This is a genomic window from Hymenobacter cheonanensis, assembly GCF_030581075.1.
Lineage (GTDB): Bacteria > Bacteroidota > Bacteroidia > Cytophagales > Hymenobacteraceae > Hymenobacter.
In genome coordinates this window covers 240,655-262,409 of sequence record NZ_JAUQSW010000002.1, presented here as the reverse complement: position 1 = coordinate 262,409, position 21,755 = coordinate 240,655, and the positions used below count along the sequence as shown (strand labels likewise).

At 58.6% G+C, this 21,755-nt stretch carries 19 protein-coding genes; 12 read left to right on the top strand and 7 right to left on the bottom strand.

What is annotated here, in order from left to right; genetic code table 11:
• Positions 1 to 6: 6 nt before the first annotated feature.
• From Q5H89_RS04695 to mgtE, 4 genes are all read right to left on the bottom strand, one after another.
• Positions 7 to 816, bottom strand: coding sequence for a sensor histidine kinase (locus Q5H89_RS04695; protein WP_305018144.1), 810 nt, complete (start codon positions 814 to 816; stop codon positions 7 to 9).
• Positions 795 to 1,475, bottom strand: a complete 681-nt coding sequence (locus Q5H89_RS04690) for a hypothetical protein (protein WP_305018143.1) — start codon at positions 1,473 to 1,475, stop codon at positions 795 to 797. Before Q5H89_RS04690 ends, Q5H89_RS04695 begins: the two co-directional genes overlap by 22 nt.
• 45 nt (positions 1,476 to 1,520) lie before the next feature.
• Entirely contained in the window at positions 1,521 to 2,420 is a 900-nt protein-coding gene (locus Q5H89_RS04685) for a hypothetical protein (protein ID WP_305018142.1), read from the bottom strand.
• A 281-nt stretch (positions 2,421 to 2,701) separates the two neighbouring features.
• Positions 2,702 to 4,084 (bottom strand): magnesium transporter, encoded by a 1,383-nt coding sequence (mgtE, locus tag Q5H89_RS04680; RefSeq protein WP_305018141.1) that lies wholly within the window; start codon positions 4,082 to 4,084, stop codon positions 2,702 to 2,704.
• A 162-nt stretch (positions 4,085 to 4,246) separates the two neighbouring features.
• Here mgtE and Q5H89_RS04675 point away from each other — a divergent pair, with 162 nt between their 5' ends.
• Positions 4,247 to 5,059 carry a cyanophycinase gene (locus Q5H89_RS04675; RefSeq protein ID WP_305018140.1) on the top strand — a complete coding sequence of 271 codons (813 nt, stop codon included), beginning with the start codon at positions 4,247 to 4,249 and terminating at the stop codon, positions 5,057 to 5,059.
• A 66-nt stretch (positions 5,060 to 5,125) separates the two neighbouring features.
• Positions 5,126 to 6,259, top strand: a complete 1,134-nt coding sequence (locus tag Q5H89_RS04670; protein WP_305018139.1) for a toxin-antitoxin system YwqK family antitoxin — start codon at positions 5,126 to 5,128, stop codon at positions 6,257 to 6,259.
• On the opposite strand, the gene Q5H89_RS04665 is transcribed toward Q5H89_RS04670, so the two are convergent.
• The gene (locus Q5H89_RS04665) at positions 6,256 to 6,615 is read right to left on the bottom strand and encodes a YraN family protein (protein WP_305018138.1); all 360 of its coding nucleotides are present in this window, start codon (positions 6,613 to 6,615) and stop codon (positions 6,256 to 6,258) included. The two genes, Q5H89_RS04670 and Q5H89_RS04665, sit on opposite strands and share 4 nt — an antisense overlap.
• 146 nt (positions 6,616 to 6,761) lie before the next feature.
• Between Q5H89_RS04665 and lipB the strand changes: the two genes are divergently transcribed.
• The 10 genes from lipB to porN all read left to right on the top strand — a co-directional run bounded on the left by lipB (position 6,762) and on the right by porN (position 17,281).
• Positions 6,762 to 7,583 (top strand): lipoyl(octanoyl) transferase LipB, encoded by an 822-nt coding sequence (lipB, locus tag Q5H89_RS04660; RefSeq protein WP_369810637.1) that lies wholly within the window; start codon positions 6,762 to 6,764, stop codon positions 7,581 to 7,583.
• Positions 7,580 to 8,002: a hypothetical protein gene (locus tag Q5H89_RS04655; RefSeq protein ID WP_305018137.1), complete on the top strand. Its 423-nt coding sequence runs from the start codon at positions 7,580 to 7,582 to the stop codon at positions 8,000 to 8,002. The genes lipB and Q5H89_RS04655 overlap by 4 nt, the downstream gene beginning before the upstream one ends.
• A 60-nt stretch (positions 8,003 to 8,062) precedes the next feature.
• Complete coding sequence (locus Q5H89_RS04650) at positions 8,063 to 9,169, top strand: MraY family glycosyltransferase (protein WP_305018136.1); 1,107 nt, start codon at positions 8,063 to 8,065, stop codon at positions 9,167 to 9,169.
• A 5-nt stretch (positions 9,170 to 9,174) separates the two neighbouring features.
• Positions 9,175 to 10,401, top strand: coding sequence for a DUF4271 domain-containing protein (locus Q5H89_RS04645; protein WP_305018135.1), 1,227 nt, complete (start codon positions 9,175 to 9,177; stop codon positions 10,399 to 10,401).
• Between the two features lie 69 nt (positions 10,402 to 10,470).
• Entirely contained in the window at positions 10,471 to 11,298 is an 828-nt protein-coding gene (locus tag Q5H89_RS04640; RefSeq protein ID WP_305018134.1) for a uroporphyrinogen-III synthase, read from the top strand.
• A 161-nt stretch (positions 11,299 to 11,459) separates the two neighbouring features.
• On the top strand, positions 11,460 to 12,479 hold the full coding sequence (locus Q5H89_RS04635; protein WP_305018133.1) for a PorP/SprF family type IX secretion system membrane protein: 1,020 nt from the start codon (positions 11,460 to 11,462) through the stop codon (positions 12,477 to 12,479).
• Positions 12,480 to 12,710: 231 nt separating this feature from the next.
• Positions 12,711 to 13,727 (top strand): T9SS ring complex lipoprotein PorK/GldK, encoded by a 1,017-nt coding sequence (gene porK / locus Q5H89_RS04630; protein ID WP_305018132.1) that lies wholly within the window; start codon positions 12,711 to 12,713, stop codon positions 13,725 to 13,727.
• A gap of 64 nt (positions 13,728 to 13,791) precedes the next feature.
• Complete coding sequence (gene porL, locus Q5H89_RS04625; RefSeq protein ID WP_305018131.1) at positions 13,792 to 14,604, top strand: type IX secretion system motor protein PorL/GldL; 813 nt, start codon at positions 13,792 to 13,794, stop codon at positions 14,602 to 14,604.
• A gap of 54 nt (positions 14,605 to 14,658) precedes the next feature.
• Positions 14,659 to 16,242 (top strand): type IX secretion system motor protein PorM/GldM, encoded by a 1,584-nt coding sequence (porM, locus tag Q5H89_RS04620; protein WP_305018130.1) that lies wholly within the window; start codon positions 14,659 to 14,661, stop codon positions 16,240 to 16,242.
• Between the two features lie 37 nt (positions 16,243 to 16,279).
• On the top strand, positions 16,280 to 17,281 hold the full coding sequence (gene porN, locus Q5H89_RS04615; protein WP_305018129.1) for a type IX secretion system ring subunit PorN/GldN: 1,002 nt from the start codon (positions 16,280 to 16,282) through the stop codon (positions 17,279 to 17,281).
• Positions 17,282 to 17,415: 134 nt separating this feature from the next.
• Here porN and uvrC read toward each other — a convergent pair whose 3' ends face one another.
• Together uvrC and Q5H89_RS04605 are read right to left on the bottom strand one after the other, a co-directional pair.
• The gene (uvrC, locus tag Q5H89_RS04610; protein WP_305018128.1) at positions 17,416 to 19,224 is read right to left on the bottom strand and encodes an excinuclease ABC subunit UvrC; all 1,809 of its coding nucleotides are present in this window, start codon (positions 19,222 to 19,224) and stop codon (positions 17,416 to 17,418) included.
• A 145-nt stretch (positions 19,225 to 19,369) separates the two neighbouring features.
• Positions 19,370 to 21,727, bottom strand: coding sequence for a penicillin-binding protein 1A (locus tag Q5H89_RS04605; protein WP_305018127.1), 2,358 nt, complete (start codon positions 21,725 to 21,727; stop codon positions 19,370 to 19,372).
• Positions 21,728 to 21,755 lie beyond the last annotated feature (28 nt).

The window sequence follows — 21,755 nt, the reverse complement described above, 5'->3', positions numbered from 1 at the left end:
ACAGGCTTAGGCGAAAACCGGGGTTTCCATTTCGATGAGCGTGCAGGTGCCCTGGCCCGGGGCCGACTGCTGGCTCAGGCGGGCGCGCAGCATTTGCACCCGCACCTCAATGCTGCGCAGCCCCGCGCCGCCCGAGGCCGCCCGGGTAGTTTCGAGCGCGGTCACGTCGAACCCGCAGCCGTTGTCTTCGACTATAAGCCGGAGCCCTTTGCTGTGCTGCTGCAGGCGCACCTGCAGCAGCGTGGCCCCCTGCGCGTGCTTCTGCGCATTATGAATCAGCTCCTGGCAGATGCGGTAGAGGGCTAGCTCCTGCTGCAAGGCTACGGGCTGCTGGTAGTCGATGGTAAGCTCCACATCCAGGGTGTTGGTTTCGCTGCACACATCGGCCAGGTGCTGCAGGGCCTCGGCCAGGCCAAAGCGGTCGAGCACGGCGGGGTAAAGGCTGTGCGAGAGGCCCCGCACATCGTGCACGGCATTGCCCAGAATTTCCTTTACGGTGAGAGTCAGGTTGGAAGCCTCGTCGGAGGCTAGACTTTCGAGGCGGCCCACCAGCAGCTTGGCCGTGGCCAGGGTCGAGCCAATGCCATCGTGCAGGTCGCGCCCAATGCGCTCGCGCTCGTGCTCCTGGGCCTCGATAACGGCGGCCAGCAGCTGCCGCTGATACTCGGCCTCGGTGGCGCGCAGCAGCAGCTGCTGCTGGAGCAGCCGCTTCTGGTATACCACCACAAACAGGACTAGGGTAACGGCTGACAAAAACATGAAGCTGATGCCACCGAGTAGCAACGGGCCAAAGGCTAATTCTGGGGGCGAATCCATAGAGCCACAAGGTAGCAACTATACAACACGGCTAAAAGCAGCGAGTGAATGGCCCAGATGTGCAGGTTGAGCTGGGTGGAGTAGTGAGTGAGGAGAAAATTGCTGAAAAGATAAATTTGCGACTTGCCCAGGTTGTTGATAACCAGGCCGATGGACACCCAGAACATGGGCTCCAAATCGAGCCGGGTTACGCGCAGCTCTTGCAGCAGCTTGCGGAAATAGAGCGCCACCAGGCCTAGCAGCAGCGCACTCTCGACCAGTTGCAGCGCCGGCTTAAACCGGGCAACCTCGGGAGTGATAAGGCTGTCGAGGGCGCAGTACCCTGCAAAAGCCCCCGCCAGCCACGGCCGCACGCGCGAAAACCGGGGGCTGTGCAGGGTTTTATCGTACACCAGCGCCAGCAGCCACAGCTCGCCCGCCGCAAAGAGTGGACCTACAAACAGATTGGGCCGATGGTAGTAGCGCAGGTAAAGGGAAAGGATTTCGGTAACAATCTCCAGGCCTAGCACCCACCCCAGGTAGCGCAGGTTGGCCGGCAAGCGCTTGTACCGCACGGCACAGCTGATAGCCGCAATTGCGAGTATCGTAAAACCAAAGCGGTTGATGTTATCGAGCGTAAAAAGCGCTTGCCAGCTCATTGCCACTAGGGGAGTAGCCAAAAGGGATGGGGCCGCTGCAAGGCCGCAGCGCCAGGAGCGATTAAGTTAGCAAGAGGGTGGGCAGGGAGAAGACATATCGTAAAATACGGAGCCGCCGTCGTCACCAACAGTGAGTTGGTCGTTCGCGGTTGCGCTGGCTGCCATCTTGGCGCTTCCTAGCGTACTCGTGGGGTACTGCACAATCAGGCCCAGCGTCTGGGTAGGCACGTTGTCGCCGTTGGGGTTGGCGTAGGAGTAGGCGTGCAGGCCAAGCTTAATGGCAATCAGCGTGTCTGGCTCGTTCAGCACCAGGGAGCTGGGTACCTGCCGCAACGGTGCCAGAAAATCTTCTAAATCAAACGTATAGCCGCGCAAAAAGCCGTAAGAGCCATTGACAATGGCGGGCACCAGCTTGGCCCCGTTAAACGTGACATCCAGGCTCGCCAGGTACCAGTGGGCCACCCAGGTCATGGCCAGGGCATCGGGTATCGCCCCCATAAAGGGAACAGGCACTGCGTCGTCGATAACGCCGTTGGCGTTGTAGCTGGCCCCCGACTCGATGTAGGTTTTTACGTTCCTGGCAAGTGCTTCGGCCGCAGCAGTATCTTGCCAGTAGGGCTCGGATACGTAGTACGAAGAAAGCCGGGTATTAAATGCATCCGTGGCAAACAGCACCAGGGAGAAGTACTGCTCTGTCGAGCCAGCCGCCGCCGGCTGCAAAATAAAGCGGGCCTTAATGTTGCTGGCTCCCACCGTCGAAAGAAGCTGCGCGATGCTGCCTGCCTTAAAGTTAACCCTGTCAATCAGTATCTTAAATTCTTTGCTGCCCTCCTTCAGGATAAAGGAACAAAAATAGTTGCTCAGGTCGCTGGTGTCGGGGTCGCTCGCCGTGTTTACCCAGGCGGCTGCGTAGGTGCTGTAGTCATTCTGATTGAGAATGCTGGGAGTGAAGCTTGAGATGTTCATGAAGGGTGAGGAAAGGAGTGAGCAGGATAAGCGGTTGGGATGCCCCTGTGCGTGGCTGGCCTGGCAGGCCGCAACACCAGTGCCCAACACAGGGCAGCCGACGGAAGAAAGCAGTGGCCGCCCCCAAAAAGCTCCCACGCAGTTGCGTAGGAGCTTTCATGGAGTAGCTTTCTACCAATCAGAAGCTGCTTTTTATACTTGCAAAGAGACGGTCGGAATCAGGCGAGCTTAAGCGTATTTATACGCGGTTTTTAAAACAGGTATTTCTACCTGCTTTAGCTCTACAGCAGCGTGCCGCGCAGCATTATCAGGGCCACGGTAAAGTAGATGATAAGCCCCGTTACATCCACGAGCGTAGCCACGAAGGGTGCCGACGAAGTAGCCGGGTCAAGGCCCAGCCGGCGCAAAATGAGCGGCAGCATCGAGCCCGCAATGCTGCCCCATAGCACAATGCCCACCAGGGCCACGCCCACGGTAAGCGCCACCAGCAGCCAGTGCGGGCCATAAATAGGCGTGATGCTCTGCCAGATGGCGATGCGACTAAAGCCCACAATGCCCAGAATAACCCCTAGCATGAGGCCGCCCGCCAGCTCGCGCCGCAGCACCCGCCACCACTCGCCCAGCGTAAACTCGCCCAGCGCCATAGCCCGGATAATGAGCGAGGTAGCCTGCGAGCCCGAATTGCCGCCCGAGCTGATAATGAGCGGGATAAACTGCACCAGCACAATGGCTTTCTGCAGCTCGCCCTCAAAAAACTGCATGGCCGAGGCCGTGAGTAGCTCGCCCAAAAACAGGACGACCAGCCAGCCGGCGCGCTTTTGCACCAGCTGCAGCAGCGGAATGGTGAGGTACGGCTCGTCAAGGGCCTCGGAGCCGCCAAATTTCTGGATATCCTCGGTGTCCTCTTCTTCGCGAATACTCAGAATGTCGTCCAAGGTCACGATGCCGAGCAGGATGCCCTGGTCGGGGCTCACCACGGGCAGGGCCACGCGGTCGTTGCGCCGAAAAATGTCGATGGCCTCCTCCTGGTCCTGGCCCGCCGTGAGCTGCACAAAGCGGTGGTCCATAATATCGCGCACCCTGGTGGTGGGCGCGGCCAGCAAAAATTCGCGAATGCGGATGTCGTCGATGAGCTTGCCCCGCGCATCGGTTACGTAGAGCATGTTCAGCGTTTCGGACTGCCCGCCGTGCTGGCGCACGAAGTCGAGCACCTGCTGCACCGTCCAGTTCTCGCGAATGGCGATGTAGTCGGGCGTCATCAGGCGGCCCACCGAATACTCGGGGTAGCCTAGCAGCTGCAAGGTTACGCGGCGCTCGGGCTCTGAGAGGTTTTGCACCAGCTCGGCCACGAAATTGGCCGGCAAAAATTCGAGCAAGGCCGTGCGGTCATCCGGCGACATCTCGTTGAGAATGTCGGTTACCTTGTCCTGAGCCAGGTTTTCGAGAAAGTGGCGCTGCACCTCTAGGTCGAGGTACTCGAACACGGCGGTGGCCAGCTCCAGCGGCAGCAGCCGGAAAATGATGAGCTGCTCGCGCTCGTCTTCGTTCTCAATCAGCTCTACCAGCTCGCTGGCCTGGAAGCCGCGCAACAGTTTCTTCAGCTTGAAAAACTCGCCCTCCTGAATCAATGTCGTGATGTGGTCCACGGTTTCGGGCGCAGTCATAGGCAGGGCAAAAAATCAGGTGAAGATTTTTAAAACAGACGAGTTGTTTCGCTAGGCAACAAGGGGTGACGGGGCAAAATTACGCTTGCGTTGGCGCTAGGTTGGCAGCCTAGCCGGCATTTTTGGCGTACTTCGCTCCTGTACCTGCTTTTGATTGTCGTTTTGCCTACCTCTGCTCCTTCACCCGCCGACACCGCTGCGCCCCAGGGCACCATTGTGGTGCTCGGCGGTGGCTACGACGACCCCACGCTGGCGCTGCTGGCCGGGCTGCTGCCCCGCCGCACGGCCAGCATCGAAATTCTGACCGCCGCCACGGCCCACGACCCGGCCCGCACCCACGCCGCCTACGCCCGCGTGCTGCACAAGCTGGGCTGCCCCCACGTGGGCCACCTGCAAGTAGATGAAGCCCAGCCCGCCGATGCGCCCGCCACGCTGGCCCGCCTGCGCGCGGCCAGCCTCGTCTTTCTGAGCGGGGGCGACCAGGAGCGCCTCACCGAGCAGCTGCTGGGTACCGAGTTTCTGGCCGTGCTGCGTCGGCGCTGCCAGCACGAAGCGGGGTTTATCCTGGCTGGCACTAGCGCCGGCGCCTCGGCGCTGGGCGGCCAGATGCTGGTGGCCGGCCGGGGCTGGCGCAGCCTGCTGGCCGGCGGCATTGAGGTGATACCGGGCCTGGCCATTTTGCCCAACCTGCTGATAGACCAGCACTTTGCCGAGCGGGCGCGCTACCCGCGCCTGCTGCACGCCGTGCTGGCCTACCCCGCCCTGCTAGGCCTCGGCCTGAGCGAGGAAACGGGCATCATCTTCCGGCCTGGCCAGCCGCCCGAAGTATTTGGTGATGAAGTAGTAGTGCTGGTAGATGGCCGCCAGCTCACGGCCAGCAACTATACTCGCCAGGTGGCCGGCCAGCCCGTCAGTGGCCAGGGCTTCGCGGTGAGTTTGCTGGTGAAGGGCGACACCTTTGCGCTGCCCGCCTAGCCGGGCACCAAAACCCGATACTTTTGCGTTGGGTTGCCGGACAATTTCAGTACTCTTTTTTCTGCCATGTCGTTGTTTCGTTCTCGCACGCCCGTGCTGGGGCTGCTGGCCCTGCTAGCCGTAGCCTGCACCCGCAAAACGGTTTCGTTCAACTCGCGGCCCGGCGCCGAGGGCGTAACGGCTTTGGCTGCCCCCGGCGACACCCTGACTACCACCGCCCGCAAGGGCGCGCCCAAGCTCAGCATCGCCGGCAAAAAAGCGGTGCTTACCAAGGCCGAGGAAAAAGCGGCCAAGGACGAAGAGAAAGCCGCCCAGCGCAAAAAGCCCATTAAGAAAAAAATATTTCTGGGTGAGCGCATTAAGAAGGCCTACGTGAAGTCGGGCCCCAAGGGCCGCAACCAGATAATTGAGGTGTTTTACTACCTCAAAACCTTCAAGCAGCCCGACCCCATGGCGCCGGCTGTGTACTACTACAGCCCGCGCAAGCACAAGATATATAAGGCCACCGGCGAGCTTGATGCCAGTACGGACAAGGTGCTGCACGGCATCTATAAAAAGATGCAAAACAACCAGGTGCTCGAAACCGGCTACTTCGCCAACGGCACCCGCCATCTGCGCTGGGAAAAATTCGACGTGAAGGGCAACCTGCTGACGAAAACGCACTACGAAATGGGTTTCCCGCGCGATGCCAACATCAGCTACTACGACGCGGGCCGCACTATGCTGCGCGAAGTAGTGCCCTACGTAAACGGCAAGCTGGAAGGCGATTACGTGAAGTTTCGCAACGATGGCCGCCGCGAGTGGACCGGCCATTTCGAAAACGGCCGTCGGGTAGGGGAGTGGACCAACTTCGGCGACTACAAAAAGTACCCGCACTACGTGTTTCAGTACGGCGAAAGCGGCTACGAGCCCGAGGTGGAGGAGCCCGAGCTAGTGCGCGAGTACAGCCGTGGCGGCTCCGTCATCTTCGATAAGGAGAAAAATGTGGACAAGCGCGGCGACGCCGACCCCGATGCGGCCCCTGTGAAGGATGCCCGCCGCCCCGGCAGCCACGGCGTGCCCACGCCCCGCCCGCCCGTGCGCAAGGCCCAGGACCGCCGCCCCGGCTACCACCCGCCCGCCGCTGTGCCGCCGGCCGTGTCGCCCACGCCCGCCGGCGCTGCCCCGGCGGCTAGCCCGGGCGCCACTCCGCAGCCCTAGTAAAAGGCGTCTTCGAATACCTCCAGCCGCAGGCCGCCGTGCAGCTGCGTCACGGCCAGGATGTCGAAGCGAATATCGCCGCGCCAGTCCAGCTCTTCCTGCAAGTGCGTAGCCGCCAAGCGAAAAAGCTCCTTTTTACGCGCCGAAACGAAGGTTTCGGGCGGGCCATACTGGCTGCCCGAGCGCGTTTTTACTTCCACAAATACCAGCAGCGCTGTGCCCTGGCGCGCCACTAGGTCTACCTCGGCCCGCTTGTGGCGGTAGCCCTGGGCCAGCACCTCGTAGCCCGCCTGCCGGTAAAAGTCGGCAGCGGCAGCTTCGCCCGCTTGTCCTAGCGCATGCGCAGCGGTGGCCATAGGTAAAGGAGTTTAGGGGCTAGTAGAATAAGAAAAAACGCCTGGGTAAGCGGGCGGCGGGTGGCTAGCCCAGCTAAGCCGCAAGCTAAACCATCGGGCGCGAAGTAACTTTGCGTCACTAGCCTGTTCTATTTCTGCTTCTTCCGATGGATATGTATTCGGCCTGCATGGCCCCCGTTGTTTCGGTTGCCGAAGCGCCGCCCGTGGAGCCGCTGGGGGCAGCTCAGCGCAGCATTCAGGTGCAGCGGCTGGGGCTGGTGCCCTACGTGCCCACCTGGGATTTGCAGGAAGCGCTGCTGGCCGATACCCTCGCCAGTAAAGCGCACAACCGCCAGGCCGGGGCGGCCGGCCAGCCGCTCCAGCCCACGCCCAACCACCTGCTCTTTTGCCAGCATCCGCCCACCTATACGCTAGGCAAAAGCGGCAAGCCCGAGCACCTGCTGCTCGATGAGGAGGCCCTGGCGGCCCACGGCGCCACCTTTCACCGCATCAACCGCGGGGGCGACATTACATTTCACGGCCCCGGCCAGCTGGTGGCGTACCCGCTGCTCGACCTCGAAAACTTCCGGCCCGACATCCACTGGTACCTGCGGGCGCTGGAGGAGGCCGTTATTCAAACCCTGGCTAGCTACGGGCTGCACGCCGGGCGCATTGCGGGCCTCACCGGCGTGTGGCTGGGCTGGGAGGAAGGCGCTGCTAACCCGCGCAAAATCTGCGCTATGGGGGTGCGGTGCAGCCGCTGGGTCACGCTTCATGGCCTGGCCCTCAACGTCAACACCGACCTCACCTATTTCGGCTACATCGTGCCCTGCGGCATCACCGACAAGGCCGTGACCTCGCTGCAAGCCGAGCTGGGCCACGCCGTGCCCGTCGAGGAAGTGCAGGAGCGCCTGCTGGCCGCCTTGCTAGGGCAATTCGATGCAACGGTGGCCCCGCTGCCTGCCCCCAGTACCCTACCTACTCTATGAAACAAGACATTGATTTTGACCCGGTAGCGGGCGTTTCGATTGCCATAGTGCCCGACGCAGCCCCCGAACCCGGCGCCGACGGCATTGCCGCCTGGACGGTGTACCTGCTCAACTCCAACGACACGCCTCTCGATACCGTTCTTATTGCGGCCGAAGGCTACGGCACCCAGCCTACCGGCGAAGCCGTGCGCACCTCCACGCTGCGCTACCATTTCGCGCAGGTGGGGCCCCATTCGGCCACGCCAGTCGAGTTGATTAACCCCGCCGTTTTTCACCTCACCAATCAATACTGGGTGAGCTATTACCAGGAAGGCCGGATTTTTGATAAGAAATTCATCTTCGTGCCCGACTCTCTGGTACCCGCCAACCTTAGCCCGCTTGCCCTGCTCGACGGCCGCCCCGGCGTGCTGCACAGCTAGCGTCGGCTGGCACTCAGCGCGCGAGTAGCCATTGTGCTTTATTTCAGTATAAATATGATAATGAATACTTTATTACAGCTTACAACCCCTGTTATCGGCGACCATTTTAGCGTGTACCTGGGCCTGGCGGGCTTGTGGGCGCTGCTGGTAGCCATGTTTGCTGTGCCCTCCATTGTGCATATCGCCCACCTCAAAAACCTGCTCGATACGCCCAATGGCCGCACGGTGCACCAGTCGCTTACACCGCGGCTAGGGGGAGTGGCGGTATTTGCGGGCTTTATGTCGGCGCTCACCATTTTCGCGCCGCTCAACAACGGTGTGAAGGAGCTGCTGGCGGGCTGCATTATCCTCTTTTTTGTGGGCCTGAAAGACGACCTCGTGTCAATTTCGGTGGCCAAAAAGTTTGTGGGCCAGCTGCTGGCCACCGGCGTCGTGATGATAATGGCCGATGTGCGCGTCACCAGCTTCCAGGGAATTTTAGGCATTTACACCCTACCCATGGGCGTGAGCTACGCGTTCACCTTCGTCATGATTGTGGGCATTACCAACGCCATTAACCTCATCGACGGGCTCGATGGGCTGGCGGGTACCATCGTGCTCATTCTCACGGGCACCTTTGGGTACTATTTCTACCGCTACGGCGGCGCCACCTTCAGCAACTACGCATTTGTGGCGGTGTGCCTGATTGGCGGAATGTTAGGTTTTTTGCGCTATAACTTTCACAAAGCCAGCGTATTTATGGGTGATACTGGCTCGCTTGTATGCGGCTTTATTGTGTCGATACTAGCCATTCAGTTTATTGAGTTGGGTAGCCACACGGGGCAGCCTTTCGGCAATGCGGCGCCGGCCGTTACGCTCGGCGTGCTGTTTGTGCCGCTGTTCGATACGCTGCGCGTGTTCATCCTGCGCATGGCGGCCGGGCAGTCACCCTTCACGCCCGATAAGAACCACGTGCATCACCGCATTATGGCCATGGGCTTCCCGCAAATCAGCACGGTTTTGCTGCTAGGCCTGCTCAATATCGTAGTGGTGCTTTTTGTTATCAACTTCTACTTCCTTGGCAATCTGCCGCTCATCGGCATCCTGGTGGCGTTTTCGGTGTTGCTCAGCGTGTTTCTGGGAGTGTATCATAACCGCGCCGCGCGCCGGCAAGTAGCCTCATCCTAAGCGTCTTGTCTGCCTCTGCCGTGTTTGTGGGCGGCCGCCACCCTAGCCGCTGCCTGCTAGGCCTGCTGGCCTGGCTGCTGCTGGCCGGGTTGGGGCAGCTGCCTGCCAAAGCCGCCGAGTACCACCCGCTGCCGCCCGCCGCCGCCACCGGCCTGGCTGCCGACGGCTGGCTGCTGCACGATGCAATTGGCAATCGTCTCATCCTCTACCTGCCTGGCTACCATGCCCCGGCGCACGCCTATTACCAATGGGTGCGGTTTCAGCCCCGCCAGCCCTTCGTGTTGTCGTTTCTGGCCGCGCCGGGCTTAAGTATCTTCCTCGATAACCAGCTGCAGTACACTGCCACCCGCGCCGGGCGCTTCAGCCTCGACCTGGCTGCGGCGGTGCCGGCCGCGCGGCTAGGGCATCCCCACCTGCTGGCTGTGTGGCAAGCCGATGGCTACCCTGCCCTCAGCTCCTTCGGCACCGAAGCCAATACCCCCGCGGCGCCCGTGGCCACGCCAGCTGGCCCGGCCGCGGCAGCTTTTCGGGCGCAGCTGCGCCTGCCCCCGGGGCAAGGCACCAACGTACTGCTTCTTTTTTTACTGCTGCTGGGCCTGCTCTACGGGGTGGTGCGCAGCACTTACCCGGCAGGTCTGGCCCGCATTCTGCAAGTAAATGAGTTGTTTGGCAGTTCGGCCGACCCCCAAAGCTTCCTGACGCGCCCCGCCTTTACGTGGCTTAACCTGGGGCTAGTGGGGCTTTTTTCGCTGTCCCTGGCCTTGCTGCTCACGGCGCTGCATACCGATTTTAGCAGTCTGCCCCTGTTTCAGCGGGTGTTCGACGTGCCGGAATCAGCCATCGTAGCGCGGGTGCTGGTCTATACCGGCCTGATTATCACGTTTGTTATTGGCAAATATATTCTGGTCGAGCTGCTCAGCTACATCTTCGACCTGCGGCTGCTCGTCAACCTGCACTACCGCGAGTTTTTGCGCACCACCTTACTGTTGGGCTTACTGCTGCCCATCGTGCTGTTGCTATACCTCGGACTGAACGCTCGCTGGCCGGGCGTTGTTGGCCTAGCCAATGGGTGCGTGCTCCTGCTGCTCACGGCTACCGTGCTGCGCGTGGCGCGCACGCTGCACCAGCGAGCCTCCCTGCTTAATCTTCATTTGTTCGCGTACCTTTGTGCTACCGAAGTACTGCCCCTGGCCGTATTATTGAAACTCATCGTGTTTACGTATCCTGCTTAGGCAGCGCCGCGCCTCTCTGGGCAAGGCTTACTTTTCTTCTATAGTTCTAGCGTTACCCTTTCTTCTTCTATGGCCGAGAGCGCAGCACAGCCGAGTATGGACCGGCACGCCCAGCCCATTCGCAGCATTCTGGTTACCCAGCCCAAACCTGCCAACGACGTTTCGCCTTACTCCGTATTAGCCGAGAAATACGGTATTCGCGTGGATTTTCGGGAGTTTATCGATGTGCAGGGCGTTCCTTACAAGGAATTCCGCAAGGACAAAGTCAATATCCTGGAGCATACGGCCGTCATCTTCACCAGCCGCAATGCCGTCGACCATTTCTTCCGCATTTGCCAGGAAGCCAAGCTGGAGATGCCGGCAGAGATGAAATACTTCTGTATTTCGGAGCAAACGGCTAACTACCTCCAGAAATACATCGTGCTCCGCAAGCGCAAGCTCTTCGTGGGCCTGCGCACGGCCGCCGACCTTTTTGAGGTCATCAAGAAGCATAAAGGCGAGAAATTTCTATACCCCTGCTCAGATATCCGCAAAGATGACCTGCCGGAATTCATGCGCGCCAACAACCTCAAGTTTACCGAGGCTGTCATTTACCGCACCGTAGCCAGCGATTTGTCGGACCTGGCCGAAGTAAAATACGATTGTCTGGCCTTTTTCAGCCCTTCCGGCATCAGCTCGCTGTTTGTCAACTTCCCCGATTTTACGCAGGATGGCACCCGCATCGCGGCCTTTGGCCCCACCACCGCCAAAGCTGTACGCGACGCTAATTTAATTCTTGATATTGAGGCGCCTATGCCCAACGCCCCGTCCATGACGGGCGCCATCGAAGCCTACATCCGGCAGCACGCCGCCCAATCGGGCATGGCCGTCGGGAAAGACAAGTCGGCCAGCCATTAATAGAGCCGGCTGCCAGACCGGCCGATTTGCTGTTTGGGCCGGTCGTTTCTTTGCTTAGTGGGTAGCGTACAGGGGCAATTCTTAGCTACATTTGAACAAAGGGCTGCTGGCCGGCCTGCTACTTTTTATTTCTTATCCTGTCCCCTTTCTTCGTTGCTCCCATGAAAGGTATTGTACTCGCTACGCTGCTAGCGGTAGCGGCCGTGCCGGCCCTGGCGCAGCAGCAGCCGCAGTTCACGCACTATGGCCTAAATGGCATGTACCTGAACCCGGCCTACGCCGGTATCAAGGGCCAGACGGAAATCAATCTTATCGGGCGCTACCAGTACCTGAACCTGAGCAATACCTTAGGCGACGAAAACGGGTCGCCCCGCACGGGTATGCTATCGGCTTCGGTGCCGATTTTGCCCCTGCACGGTGGCGTGGGCCTAGCCGTGTATTACGACCAGGCAGGGGTTTCAAAAGTCACCAATACGGCTCTTTCGTATTCGCAGCACATAAAGCTGGGCAGTGGCCAGCTGGGCATCGGCATCCAGGGCACCTTCACGTACCTGAGCAAGGGGTCTTACCGCGCCATCGACCAGAACGACCCCTTCGTACCCGAAAGCGGCTCCGACCGTAAGTTCGACGCTGGGGCCGGCTTGTGGTACGAGTCCCCGAAATTTTACGCGGGCCTGAGTCTGAATAACTTGTTCCGGGCTACCTACACGTTGCAGAGCGCAATCCGCGATGCAAACGGCAAAATTATCGGTTACCAGAACACCTCGCAGTTTCTGGGAGAGAACCACGCGTATTTCACGGCCGGCTACAATATCGAAGCTTCGACCAGCGTTACGGTCACGCCGATGATACTGGTAAAATCCGTATTGCCAGGCAGCTACGATGCCGCAAACAAGTACGACAACCAACACAACTACTCTTTTGAGGGCGGAGTACGCGCTACGCTCAACGACCAGTTTTGGGCCGGCCTCAACTACCGGCATGAAGAGTCCATATCCGGCCTGCTAGGCTACGGCTTCGGGCCCGACAACCGTTACCGCATTGGCTACGCCTTCGATTTCATCGCCTTCAACCAGGCCGCCCGCGCTTTCAGTTCTCACGAAATAATGCTTTCGCTGCGTCTTCCCAAAGCAGTACCGCTCATTCGCCCAGCCATTCGCACGCCGCGCTACAGCTTCTAACTCATTTAAACCGACAATTGTCAAAGGTTTAACGAAGAATTTATGGGCCCTTATTGTATCTAACTTAGGATTATAGGGTCATTAAACGAGTTTTTTGGCCCCTCGAACGAATTAGATGCTTTGCGTGTCCAAACCGTATTGTGCGGCTCCCACGAGTAACGTAGATTTGCCAGTAATTACACAATTTGCCCCAATCGCAGCCTGATTATAAATTAGTTCTTTCTTCCTATTATGAAAAAATTTCTGGCATTACCCCTACTCGCCTTATCGGGGGTATTTCTAGGTGGCTGTTTTACTAAAAACTTCCAGGGCGACCTAGTAGGTACCGACGACCGGCCTATTTTTAACCCGCAGGAAGTGCCCTTCGGAATGGTGCCCTGCCCCGGCGGAACCTTCCATATGGGCCAAACCGACCAGGATATTTCGGCTTCTATGGTAAACATGAACAAGCAGGTGACTATTGCCGGCTTTTACATGGACGAAACCGAAATCACGAACAACGAATACCGGCAGTTCGTGAATGCCATTATGACGGACTCGGTAGAGGCGCTGGGCGAGGACTATATCAAAACTGAGCTTTATCCGGATACTACTGTTTGGGTGCGCGACTTTACGTATCACATGGGCGACCCGCTCCTGGAATATTACTATTCGCACCCGGCTTTCGACGACTATCCCGTAGTAGGGGTCGACTGGTTTGCGGCGCGCTATTTCTGCAGCTGGCGTACCAAATACAAGAACACCACCGCCGAGGAAACCGGCGATGCTCCGTACCCAAACTTCCGCCTGCCCTCCGAGGCTGAGTGGGAATACGCGGCCCGTGGTGGCCGCGAAGGTGCTACCTTTCCCTGGGGTGGTCCTTACGTTCGCAACACGAAAGGCTGCATGCTAGCCAACTTTAAGCCCGGCCGTGGCGATTATGCTTCGGACGGTTACGCCTACACGTCGGAAGTAGGCTCTTACTTCCCCAACGATTTCGGCCTGTACGACATGGCCGGCAATGTGAGCGAGTGGTGTGATGATGCTTACATGGAAGCCTCAGTGCCGGTAGTGTGGGACTTGAACCCCACCAACCCCGACGACAACGAGCCCCGCAAAGTAGTGCGTGGCGGCTCGTGGAAAGACATTCAGTATTTCCTCGAAACTGGTACCCGCAACTTCGAATACCAGGATTCGGCCCGCTCTTATATTGGCTTCCGCTGCTCCATGATTCAAATCGGCATGGGCACCAACCGTCGCCTGAACTAATCGCTCTGTCCAATTCATTCTTTTTCTCTTTCTCTAAACGGAGCTGATACAGCTTCAACTCAACATGGCTGCTAAAGGAAATTTTCTGTACGACCAGGTGATGCCCAAAGTATATGGCATCGGTGCTGCTGTAGTTATTATCGGTGCGCTATTCAAAATTCTGCACTGGAAAGGTGCTGATATTATGCTGATGGTGGGCCTTGGCACAGAGGCTGTTATCTTCTTCCTAAGCGCTTTCCAGCCTCACCAGGCCGAAACCGATTGGTCGCTGGTATACCCCGAGCTGAGCGAGGGCTATGACCCTTCGACCAACGACAACCGTTTCCGTGACAAAGCTCCGGCTCCCAACGGCCTGACTGGCAAGCTGGACGACATGTTGAAAAACGCCAACGTTACGCCCGAAGCCCTCACTAATCTGGGCCAGGGCCTGAACCGTCTCAGCGCTACTACGGCGCAACTGGGCCAACTGGGCGATGCTACCAATGCTACCGATGAATACACCGCTAAAGTGCGCACCGCTGCCCAGTCGCTCGACGGTATCAACAAGGCTTACTCTAATACGGTAGATGCCATCACGTCGCTCTCCAACGCTACGGGCGATGCCAAAGAATACCACCTGCAGGTCCAGAACGTAACCAAAAACCTGGGTGCGCTGAACGCAGTGTACGAGATGGAATTGCAGGATGCCAACACGCACCTTAAGTCGATGAACCAGTTCTACGGTACGCTGGGCAAAGCCATGGAGAACATGGTACAGGCTGGCAAAGACACCGAGAACATGCAGGGCCAGGTGGCTGCCCTCACCGGCAACCTCACTTCGCTCAACCGGGTGTATGGCAACATGCTGAACGCCATGCGCGCTGGGGCCGTTAGCTAAGCGAGCTACTTATTAATCGCTTATTCTATCACAATTTAGCAATATCTCTAGCAGATGGCAGGCGGAAAAGAAACACCGCGGCAGAAGATGATTGGCATGATGTATCTCGTGCTGACCGCTCTGCTGGCGCTCCAAGTTAACTCAGCAATTCTGCTGAAATTTAAGTTTATTGACGACAGTCTGGTCGACGTTAACGGTAAAACAGATAAAGCTGCTGAAGGCACCATCAAAGGCATTCAGGAAGCGGTAGCTAAAAACCGTAATCAAGCCGCTGACCAAGCGGTGCTCAAGCAAAGCGAAGAAATTCGCAGCAAAACCAAAGAGGTTGTTGCCTACCTGGCTGGCGTGCGCGAGAAGCTTGTAGCAGCCACCGAAAATGACAAGGGCAAAAACGAGTACAAGAACATGAGCGCGGAGGACAAGGTGGCCATCACCATGCTCGGCGGCACCCGGAACGGCCTAGCCTATCCGATGCAGAAAACACTCAACGACTACTCGTCTTACATCGGCCAGTTCGTGCCCGGTGCTACCCCGCTAGCCCTCGATGCAAAGGTTGACCCGCGCGTAACGGACCCTGAGCAGAAGAACAAGAACTTCGCCGAGCTGAACTTCGAGAACACGCCGCTGGTAGCTGCTTTGGCCGTACTGAGCCAGAAGGAAACCGAAGTGCTGAAGTACGAAGCTGATGCGCTGCAAAAGCAGGCTGAGAAAGTTGGTGCCAAGACCATCGTATTCGACAAGCTAGGGGCTTTTGCTTCGGCCGAGTCGAACACGGTAGCGGCTGGCACCAAGTATAAGGCTGAGCTGTTTCTGACGGCTGCCGCCAGCGGTCTGAAGCAGAACATGACGTATAACGGCAGCGCTTTGGCTGTTGACCCCAAGACCAACCACGGTAAGATTGAGTTTACGGCTCGCCCCGGCAACTTTGACGCTGCCGGCAATGCCAAGGCTAGCTGGACGGGTAGCATTCGCATCAACCAGAACGGCCGTGACACGACCTTCAAAGTGACGGTGCCCTACACCATTACCAAGCCGGTAATGCAGATTCAGTCGGCTTCGGTGCAGGCGCTGTACTACAAGTGCGGCAACAAGCTGAGCGTGCAGGTGCCGGCTCTCGGGGCGCAATACCAGCCTAGCTTCTCGGCTTCGGGCGCTTCGGTTATCACGGGCCAGAAAGGTGATGTAACCTTGGTGCCCAACGCCCGCGAAGTGACGCTGAACGTGAGCAGCGGTGGCAACGCCATCGGCTCGCAGACGTTCAAAGTGCGTCCGATTCCGAACCCGACCATCAAATGCTACACTGGCGGCAGCGAAGCCAACGAAAAACAGGGAACTCCCGGCACCGCAATTCGGTCTGTGACCTTGCGTGCCATTCCCGACCCGGGCTTTGCTACGTTCCTGCCAGATGATGCCCGCTATCGCGTGTCGCGCTTCACGGCGGTGCTGGCCCGTGGCAAGCGCCCGGTAATCGGCCCGAAGACCATCAACGGCCCGCAGGGTGATTTCAGCGACATGGTGAACGCTTACAAAGAAGGCGACCGTTTATTCCTCGAAGTGCAGGGCGTACAGCGCATGAACTTCCAGAACCAAACGGAAGATGTGAACATGACCCGCACGTTCAACATCCCGCTGCAATAAGGTAATTACGCAATTCGTTAGCTCTAAAAAATCTATTATGACCCGCTATTTCAAAGCATTGCCCTTCACCGCGGCGGCCCTGATGGTTGCGCTGGTGGGCCGGGCGCAGGAGCAAGCTACCTCTACCGCCACCACGGGAGCCATTCGGCAGATTCCGGTTTCCGACCAGATGTTCCGCAAAACCATTTGGCGGGCCGTTGACCTGCGTGAGAAGCAAAACCGCCCGATGTTTTCGGATGGCAAAGAAATCAGCAAGGTCATTATGGAAGCCGTGAACCGCGGCGAGCTACAGGCTTATAAGAACGATTCGGTAACCTCGACGTTCTCGCCGGCTGAAGTAAAGAGCAACATGTCTTACGCACTGGAAGCCCCTATCAGCCCCGACGCTGATGGGGGTGACTGGGGCAGCACGCCAGCGCCGAAAGGCAAGAAGGCAGCTCCGGCCAACGATGGCTGGGGCGCTCCGGTAACTCCGGCGCCGTCTTCTGGCGGCTCTACCCGGGTGAAGGTGCTTGATAAGAACGGCAAGCCGGTGAAGAAAAATGGTAAGTACGTGTACAAAACGGTGCGTACCTCTACGGTGGCTGCTGCGCCGCCGCCCCCGCCCGCTACCACGGCGCCTTATCGCTACAAGGACCTCTATCAGATGGAGCTGACCGAGGAGATGATTTTCGACAAGAAGCGCTCGCGGATGTACCACCAGATTAAGACGGTGTCACTGAAGCTGCCTTCTACGCTGCCCGGCAACGCGGCTGGCCTGGAGAAAAACATCGCTACGTTTAAGTACTCGGACTTGGTGAAGGTGTTCCGCAACAATCCGCAGCAGGCTATCTGGTTCAATGCGCAAAACGATGCGCAGCACAAGAACCTGGCCGATGCATTTGAGCTGTGGCTCTTCAATTCGTACATCGTGAAGGTATCAAACCCCTCGGGCGATGACTTGGCTACGCAGTATGGTAGCGAGCGTGAGGGCTTGCTGGCTGCCCAGCAAACTGCCGCTGACCTCGTAGAGTATGAGTACAGCCTGTGGAGCTTCTAAATCACGGATTACGCAGATTTGAACGGATTTCACAGATTTTGTAGTTGCAAAAAAAGGCCCCCGCTAGCTAGCGGGGGCCTTTTGTGTTATTAAGTATGCCGTTGCGCAGTACGGGCTGCGGCTAGTTTTGCCAGCTAGCCAGCTGTCTCCTGCTCATTGAAGTAGGTAAGCAGTACTTTAGCCTTGGCTTTGCCAACTTCGGCTTCCAGCTCAGCTTGGGTAAGCTCCTTGATTTTCTTAACGGATTTGAACTTGCTCAGGAGCTTATCGGCCGTGATGGGGCCTAGCCCTTTCACGTCGGTGAGTTCGGTTTTGAGCGTGGCGGCGTCGCGGGTGTTGCGGTGGAAGGTGATGCCAAAGCGGTGCACCTCGTCGCGCATACGCTGGAAAAGGCGCAGGCTCTCGCTTTTCTTGTCGATGTAAAGCGGCAACGGGTCGTTAGGGACGTAGATTTCCTCCAGGCGCTTGGCGATGCCAATGATGGCCATCTGGCCCCATAAATTGAGGTCCTTGATTGCTTTTACCGCCATGCTGAGCTGGCCCTTGCCACCATCGACTATCACGAGCTGCGGCAGGCTGGCGCCCTCATCCACGAGGCGGCGGTAGCGGCGCGTCACGACTTCATACATGGTGTCGAAGTCGTTGGGACCCACCACCGTTTTGACGTGGTAGTGGCGGTAGTCTTTCTTGCTAGGGCGTGCGTTGCGGAAGCACACCATCGCCGACACCGGGTTGTCGCCCTGGAAGTTGGAGTTGTCGAAGCACTCGATGTGCTTAGGTAGCTCCGTGAGGTGCAGGTCTTTTTTAATCTGCTCCATAATGCGCACCTCGTTCACATCCTTGCTCTTCTCGTTCATGCTCTCCTTTTCCTTGCGGGCATAGAGCACATTTTTGATGCTGAGTTCTAAGAGCTTGCGCTTATCGCCGATTTGCGGCACGGTAAAGGTGACGCCGGGCAGCGGCAGGCTTTCGATAGGCACATTGGTGAGAATTTCCTTCGCCTCGCTCTCAAACTCCTGGCGGAGCTGCATGATGAGCGGCGCCAGAATTTCGGCGTCCGTTTCATCGAGCTTCTTGGTCAGCTCCAGGTTTTGGGTGAGGATGATGCTGCCATTCATCACCTTGAAATAGTTGACGAAGGCCGATTTCTCGTTGGAGGCGATGCTGAACACATCGATATTGGTGAGCGAGGCGTTCACGATAGTGCTCTTCGTCTGGAAGTCGTCGAGCTTATCCAGCTTTTGCTTGAACTGATGGGCTAGCTCGTACTGCATTTCCTGGGCGGCGGCAGTCATCTTATCGCGGAAATACTGCTTAGGCAGGCGTAGGTCGCCGCCCAGTATCTGGCGGATTTGCTGAATGTACTGGCCGTAAGTCGCCTCGTCTTCCTTCGCCTCGCAGGGGCCCTTGCAGTTGCCGATATGGTACTCCAAGCACACCTTAAACTTGCCGCCGGCCACGTTTTCGGGGCTCAGGTTGTAGGTGCAGGTGCGCAGCGGGTACAGGGCCCGAATAAGCTCCAGCAGCACGTTGAGGCCGCCCTGGTTGGCGTAGGGGCCGAAGTACTGGCCGTCGCCGGGCTGCTTGTTGCGCGTGGGAATGAGGCGCGGAAACCGCTCCTTGGTCAGGAGCAGATACGGGTACGTTTTGCCATCCTTGAGCAGAATGTTGTACTTGGGCTGGTGCTGCTTGATGAGGTTGTTTTCGAGCAAAAACGCATCCGACTCCGAGTTCACGATGGTGAACTCGATGCGCTTGATATTCTTGACCAGCTGCTGGGTTTTCTTGTTATAGTCCTGCTTGGTGAAGTAGCTGCTCACGCGCTTGCGCAAATCCACGGCCTTGCCCACGTAGATGATGCCCTCGTCGTCGAAGTAGCGGTACACACCGGGCTGGTGGGGCAGGCGGTTTATCTGTTCTTGTAGTTCGGGTTTGGCCGGCATGGTTGGGCGGGTTGGTCGAGCTGTTCGGGAAGTTACCGCTGAGGTACGCAGTGGGAGGCGCGGAGGTACGCAGAGGGGATAGGATAACAAAAATGGCCAGCGAAAAGCGCCGGCCATTTCCAAAATTTGGTGGCTAGCCACCGGGTTAAATATCCTTGTCGTCGAGCGGGTCGAGGGTGGGCTGCACCATCTTCTGGCTGCTGGGGATGGTGTCGCGCTGGCCACCATAATACTTCGAGCAATCGAGTTCGATGGTGAGCGGCGCGGCGGGCGCCGGGAAGGGCCCACGGTCGATGTCGAGCGACTTATCGGCGTAGACCTTCTTCATGAAGATGCCGTAGAGCGGCAGCGCCAGCCTCGCGCCCTGGCCGTAGGCGCCGGTGCGGAAGTGGATGCTGCGGTCTTCGCCACCAATCCACATGCCGCACACGAGGTTGGGCGTGATGCCCATAAACCACGCATCGGAGTAATTGGAGGTAGTGCCGGTTTTGGCGCCAATCTGGTACGGGAAGTTGAAGCCCGTGTGCAGAATGGTGCTGGTGCCGCCCTGCTCGGTGGTGCTGGCTTGCAGCATGTTGGTCATCACGTAGGCCGTTTCCTCGCTCAGCGCCTCCTTGGTGGGCGCCACGAAGCGGCGCAGCTCGTTGCCGTTCTTGTCCTCGATGCGTGTTACCATAATGGGGCCAGTCCACACGCCCTTGTTCACGAAGGTGCCGTAGGCGCCGCACAACTCGTAAATGCTGCAATCGGAGGCCCCAAAGCCCACGGCCGGCACTGGGTCGATGGGCGAAGTGATGCCTAGTCGCTTAGCATAAGCCACCACCGTTTCGGGCCCTAGCTTGTACACCAGCCAGGCCGTAATGGAATTCATGGAGCGGGCTAGGGCCTGCCGCAGTGTGAAGGTGCGGCCCGAGTAGCCACCCTCGAAGTTTTTGGGCGTGTAGGGCGGGCGGCCCGCCGCGCCGGGGAAAGTCGTGGCCACGTCGGGCCGCGGGAAGCACGGCGAATAGCCCTGGTCAATGGCCGCCGTGTACACAATGGGCTTGAACGTGGAGCCCGGCTGGCGCTTGCCCTGGCGCACGTGGTCGAACTTGAAGAATTTGTAGTTGGGCCCGCCCACCCAGGCTTTGATGTAGCCATTGAGCGGGTTCACGGCCATGAAGCCGGCCTGCAAGTAGCGCTTGTAGTAGGCTAGCGAATCCATCGGCGACATGAGCATCTCCTTTTCGCCCTGCCACGAAAACACGGTCATCTTGTATTTCTTGCGCAGGTAGTAGTTCACCGAGTCGCGGTTGCCCTCGTAGCGGCTCATCAGGGACTTGTAGCGCTGGGTGCGGCGCATGGCCGTTTCCAGAAATTGCGGAATAACCTTGCCGTTTTCATCGCGCCAGGGCAGCTGGCCTTTCCAGTGGGCCGAAAACCACTTTTGCTGCAACGCCAGGTGCTCGGCCACTGCCTTCTCGGCGTAGGTCTGCATGCGCGAGTCGAGGGTGGTGTAAATTTTCAGGCCGTCGGCGTAGAGGTCGTGGTCGGTTTCCTTGGCCCAGGCTTGCAGGTACTTAGCCACTTCAGTACGGAAGTAGGGGGCTAGCCCCTGCACGGGGCTTTCCACGCTGTAGTGCAGCAGAATAGGCTTGGCGGTATCCTGCACCATCTCGGCAGCCGAGAGGTAGCCGGCCTTGGTCATTTGCTGCAGCACCCAGTTGCGGCGGCGCTTCGAGCGCACCGGGTGCAGAGCAGGGCTGAAGCGCGAGGGCGCATTCACGATGCCCACCAGCGTAGCGGCTTCGGGCGTGGTCAGCAGCTTGGGGCTTTTGTTAAAGAATGTCTTGGCGGCCGTGTTGATGCCGAAGGCGTTGGAGCCGTAATCCACGGTGTTGAGGTACATCCGCATAATTTCGCGCTTCGTGTAGTTGCGCTCCAGGCGGATGGCCAGCAGCCACTCCTTGGTTTTGGTGATGAGCAGGCCCAACTTGCCCGGCCCGTTGAGGGTGCCGTCGTTGAGGTTACTTTCCTCGCCGGGGCGGGTTTTGAAAAGCACCTTGGCCACCTGCTGGCTCAGGGTAGAGCCGCCACCGCTGCGCCCCAGCCCCGCCACAGCCCGCATAATACTCTTGAAATCGATGCCCGAATGCTCCTCAAAGCGCACGTCTTCGGTGGCAATGAGGGCATCAATCACGTTCTGCGGCAGGTCTTTGTACTCAACCGGCGTGCGGTTTTCGCGGAAGTACTTACCCAGCAGCACGCCATCGGCCGAGTAGATTTCGGAGGCCAGCTCGCTCTTGGGGTTTTCGAGCGTCTTCAGGTTGGGCATGCGCCCAAACAGATTCATGAAGTTGATACTCACCGCTCCTACGTAAAGTAGCGTGGCCAGCGTGCCCCCCACAAACAGCACCCACATCGTGCGCGTGAAGGCCTCGAAGCGTCCTTTACGTGCCGGTGGTGGAGGCCCCCGGCGAACGGGTGAGGTAGGGCGAGCCGGGGAGGAGGAAGAGCTAGGCATCTGGGAGAGTCGGGAGTGAGGAAGTAAG

Excerpts from the sequence above, each read along its gene's own strand:
- Q5H89_RS04695 (WP_305018144.1), bottom strand. The coding sequence starts at position 816 with ATGGATTCGCCCCCAGAATTAGCCTTTGGCCCGTTGCTACTCGGTGGC.
- Q5H89_RS04685 (WP_305018142.1), bottom strand. The coding sequence starts at position 2,420 with ATGAACATCTCAAGCTTCACTCCCAGCATTCTCAATCAGAATGACTAC.
- mgtE (WP_305018141.1), bottom strand. The coding sequence starts at position 4,084 with ATGACTGCGCCCGAAACCGTGGACCACATCACGACATTGATTCAGGAG.
- Q5H89_RS04670 (WP_305018139.1), top strand. The coding sequence starts at position 5,126 with ATGTCGTTGTTTCGTTCTCGCACGCCCGTGCTGGGGCTGCTGGCCCTG.
- Q5H89_RS04665 (WP_305018138.1), bottom strand. The coding sequence starts at position 6,615 with ATGGCCACCGCTGCGCATGCGCTAGGACAAGCGGGCGAAGCTGCCGCT.
- lipB (WP_369810637.1), top strand. The coding sequence starts at position 6,762 with ATGGATATGTATTCGGCCTGCATGGCCCCCGTTGTTTCGGTTGCCGAA.
- Q5H89_RS04655 (WP_305018137.1), top strand. The coding sequence starts at position 7,580 with ATGAAACAAGACATTGATTTTGACCCGGTAGCGGGCGTTTCGATTGCC.
- Q5H89_RS04650 (WP_305018136.1), top strand. The coding sequence starts at position 8,063 with ATGAATACTTTATTACAGCTTACAACCCCTGTTATCGGCGACCATTTT.
- Q5H89_RS04640 (WP_305018134.1), top strand. The coding sequence starts at position 10,471 with ATGGCCGAGAGCGCAGCACAGCCGAGTATGGACCGGCACGCCCAGCCC.
- Q5H89_RS04635 (WP_305018133.1), top strand. The coding sequence starts at position 11,460 with ATGAAAGGTATTGTACTCGCTACGCTGCTAGCGGTAGCGGCCGTGCCG.
- porK (WP_305018132.1), top strand. The coding sequence starts at position 12,711 with ATGAAAAAATTTCTGGCATTACCCCTACTCGCCTTATCGGGGGTATTT.
- porL (WP_305018131.1), top strand. The coding sequence starts at position 13,792 with ATGGCTGCTAAAGGAAATTTTCTGTACGACCAGGTGATGCCCAAAGTA.
- porM (WP_305018130.1), top strand. The coding sequence starts at position 14,659 with ATGGCAGGCGGAAAAGAAACACCGCGGCAGAAGATGATTGGCATGATG.
- porN (WP_305018129.1), top strand. The coding sequence starts at position 16,280 with ATGACCCGCTATTTCAAAGCATTGCCCTTCACCGCGGCGGCCCTGATG.
- uvrC (WP_305018128.1), bottom strand. The coding sequence starts at position 19,224 with ATGCCGGCCAAACCCGAACTACAAGAACAGATAAACCGCCTGCCCCAC.
- Q5H89_RS04605 (WP_305018127.1), bottom strand. The coding sequence starts at position 21,727 with ATGCCTAGCTCTTCCTCCTCCCCGGCTCGCCCTACCTCACCCGTTCGC.